The sequence below is a fragment of the bacterium genome, from assembly GCA_024224155.1.
In the GTDB taxonomy this organism is placed as follows: domain Bacteria; phylum Acidobacteriota; class Thermoanaerobaculia; order Multivoradales; family JAHEKO01; genus CALZIK01.
This window is the reverse complement of sequence record JAAENP010000197.1, coordinates 1-2,855: the sequence shown is the minus strand read 5'-3', so window position 1 is coordinate 2,855 and position 2,855 is coordinate 1. Positions and strand designations below refer to the sequence as shown.

At 63.5% G+C, this 2,855-nt stretch carries 2 protein-coding genes; both read right to left on the bottom strand.

Features of this window, described 5'->3' with window-relative positions:
- Positions 1–6: 6 nt before the first annotated feature.
- Positions 7–819: a hypothetical protein gene (locus tag GY769_10845; protein ID MCP4202415.1), complete on the bottom strand. Its 813-nt coding sequence runs from the start codon at positions 817–819 to the stop codon at positions 7–9.
- Between the two features lie 110 nt (positions 820–929).
- On the bottom strand, positions 930–2,675 hold the full coding sequence (locus GY769_10840) for a hypothetical protein (protein ID MCP4202414.1): 1,746 nt from the start codon (positions 2,673–2,675) through the stop codon (positions 930–932).
- Between the last annotated feature and the right edge of the window lie 180 nt (positions 2,676–2,855).

Here is a 2,855-nt window from a genome sequence, read left to right as displayed (position 1 = left end):
GAGACCCTATTTGCGCTCTTTCAGCTTGATGCTGACGCTGCCGTTACCGTCGGTGGCGTTGTTGAAGTACTTGACCCACTCGTTGGCGAAGGTCTTGAGCTTGGCGATGGACTCGGGCCTGGCGGGCTGGCCGTCGGCCGCCACCAGGATAAAGGCCATGTTGAAGGTCTTGGGTGCGTCGGCCGCCGCCGGAACTCGCGGCCCCACCTCGTCGATGATGTTGTCGACCGTGAAGTCGACTCGCTGGCCGCCGAACTCGACACCGATCTGCGGTGCCGACTCGGGTCGCGGGTTGCTGGCGTAGACCTGGCGGTATTTCGTGCCGTAGAACTTGACCCGGAAGGGCAGATCGAGGCGCATCGAATCGTCGTCCACGGGCGCTATGGTCTCGCAGGCGCCCCAGTCGCTGTCCTGGATCCGGTCGCCGAAGTCCGGATTGATGTCCGCCGAGGTGGGCTTCGCCCTGAGTTTGCTCTTCTTCTTCAGGAAGCTCACCGAGTTGTTCGAGAAGTCGAAGAGGTTGCGCACGGCCACAACGGATCCGTCGTCTTCAATCACCGCGACCACGCCTTCCTTCCGGACGCCCGGGGCCCTTCTGGCTGAAGCGGCTCGGGCAAGGCGGCCGTCTTCTGCCAGCCTCCCGGAGGCTCTGCTCTCGAACCACCTGCTCTTGGCCTCCGCCTCGAGCAGGCGCGAGTGATAGCCATCGGTACCGCACCAGCCCTGTCCTTCAGCGGCGAGGCCGCGGGCATCAGCGGGGACCGCGAGGACGGCCAGGATAGCGAGAAGAGAGATCGAGAGAATGAGGTTTGTACGCATGGTCAGTCTCCGAGCGGCTTCTGTATACAAATCGACCGCCGCGCCCAAGGGCGTTGACGGCCGGAAGATGGCGCGCAATCTAGCACGAACACCGCTGAAGGCGAGCCAGGCTACTTCTTCCGTTTGAGCGAGGTCTTCATGCTGCCGTGACCATCGGTGGCATTCTTGAAATACCTCACCCACTCCCCGATCACGCTATTGAGCCGGTCGATCGACGCCTGGCGCACGGGCTCACCGGTCTGCCCGAGCAGCACGTGGGCCATCGTGAAGGAGGTCTTCGAGCTCTCGACCGATGGCACACGCGGCCCATGAACGGCGACGATGTCCTGAAGTGTGAGGTCCACACGCTGGCCGCCGAACTGCACGTTGAGCCTGGGAGAGTCCTCCGGGGATCCCTCGGTGGGATTGCGCACGAAGAACAACGGCCCGACTTCGTCGCCGGGAACGAAACCCATCAAGTACTGGTCCAGCTTGCTGTAACCGGTGGTGGCGTCGACCGTCTGGAAGTTCCCGCCGCCCATATCCATGATGTCGTTGCCCTGGAGCAGCGAGCCGTCGGAATCGAAAAAGAAGTTCCAGTGGGCCTTCTGCCGCCCCAGGAGCTCGTCGCTTGTCGAGCTGTCGTCCTCGAACAGCGTAAATGCCAACCAGCGGTGCCCGGCCTCGTGGCCGATGATGTCGAGTGCGCTATTGGTGTCGAAGAGGGTTCGGTTCAGATCGGTCGGATACTTGCCCAACCAGCCCATCTCCATCAGGCTCTCCAGACGCCCGTCGCTGCCCGCGAAATCGCTGAGGTCGAAAACGTCCAGCCCAATTCCCTGAATCTCGTTCTTGAGCCCGAAGTGACGGGCAAAGGCGCCCGACGAGCCCACCGGCGCGTTGAAGTCGTACCAGACCACGATGTAGTCGTAGACGTCCTTGAAGTGGTCGTAAAAGACCGGCGGAACGCCGAAAAGATCGACGACCGTAGAAAGGCTGTACTGCTCTACGATCGCCGCCGACGTCGGGGCTACCGGAAGCTCTTCGCTGAAGTCCACCAGATCCAGGCCGCCGGCGCCCCCGGGAGAAGCTCCCACGATGGGCTCCTGCGCGGCGATGTCGCCGTGAACGACCGTCGCCTTGGTTTTGAAAACGGTGATCTGGAAGGTGTTGCTGTCGTTGAAACCGAACTGGGGCACGTCTCGCCAGGTTATCTGGACGCTCTTGTTGCGCCGTTTGACGAAAACACCCCGCTCACCGCTGGTCGAGCCCGGGTCGAGGTCCAGGAACAACCCCGCGATCGCCGGGGGTCCGTTCAGTAGTCGGGCCAGAGACCGCTCCAGAGACGAGCAATCCGGAGCTCCAAAGGTCACGGTGCCGTCCGAGTTGATGAAGACGGTGTCGTACTTCTCGCCGTAGAACTTTGCCTTGAACGGCAGATCCACGCGCAGGGCGGCGTCGTCCCCCGGCGCAGCGTCGGGGTTGCATGTGCCCCACTCGGCGTTGCTGACGCGCTCGCCGAAATCCTGATTGACGCCTGCACCACTGGCAAGGGCGCGCACATTCTTCTTCTTGCGCTTGAAGATCACCGCCGTGTTCTGCCGGTCAAACTCGTTCCGGGCCCTGACCAGGGTGCCATCGTCCTCGATCACGGCCACCTTGCCGTCCTTGCGAACCGACGACGCTCTGAGCTGGGCGCTGGCCAGGCCCGTTTTCCCTATCTCGGTCAGCCGCCCCACCCGACGGCGCTCGAAAAGCCGATGCCGCGCTTCCGCCTCGAGCAGATTCGAGTGCCGGCCGTCGGTGCCGCACCAGGCGTGCTCGTCCCCGCCGGCGCCGCGGGCGTCCGCCGGCACCGCCACACCGGTCAGAGTCATGAGCAAGGCGGTCGAGTACGCGAGGGTTCTAAGCAGTGCCAGTCTCCGCGAGGTTCCAGAATCATGAGTTTGTGCGCCGGAGAGGACCGGTGGCCGAGAGGCGCGCTTCGTCAATCTAGCATGGGCTCCGCGCAGGACCGGTGCCGGATTCCACTCGAGTACCGTAGCAATCGGCGCCCG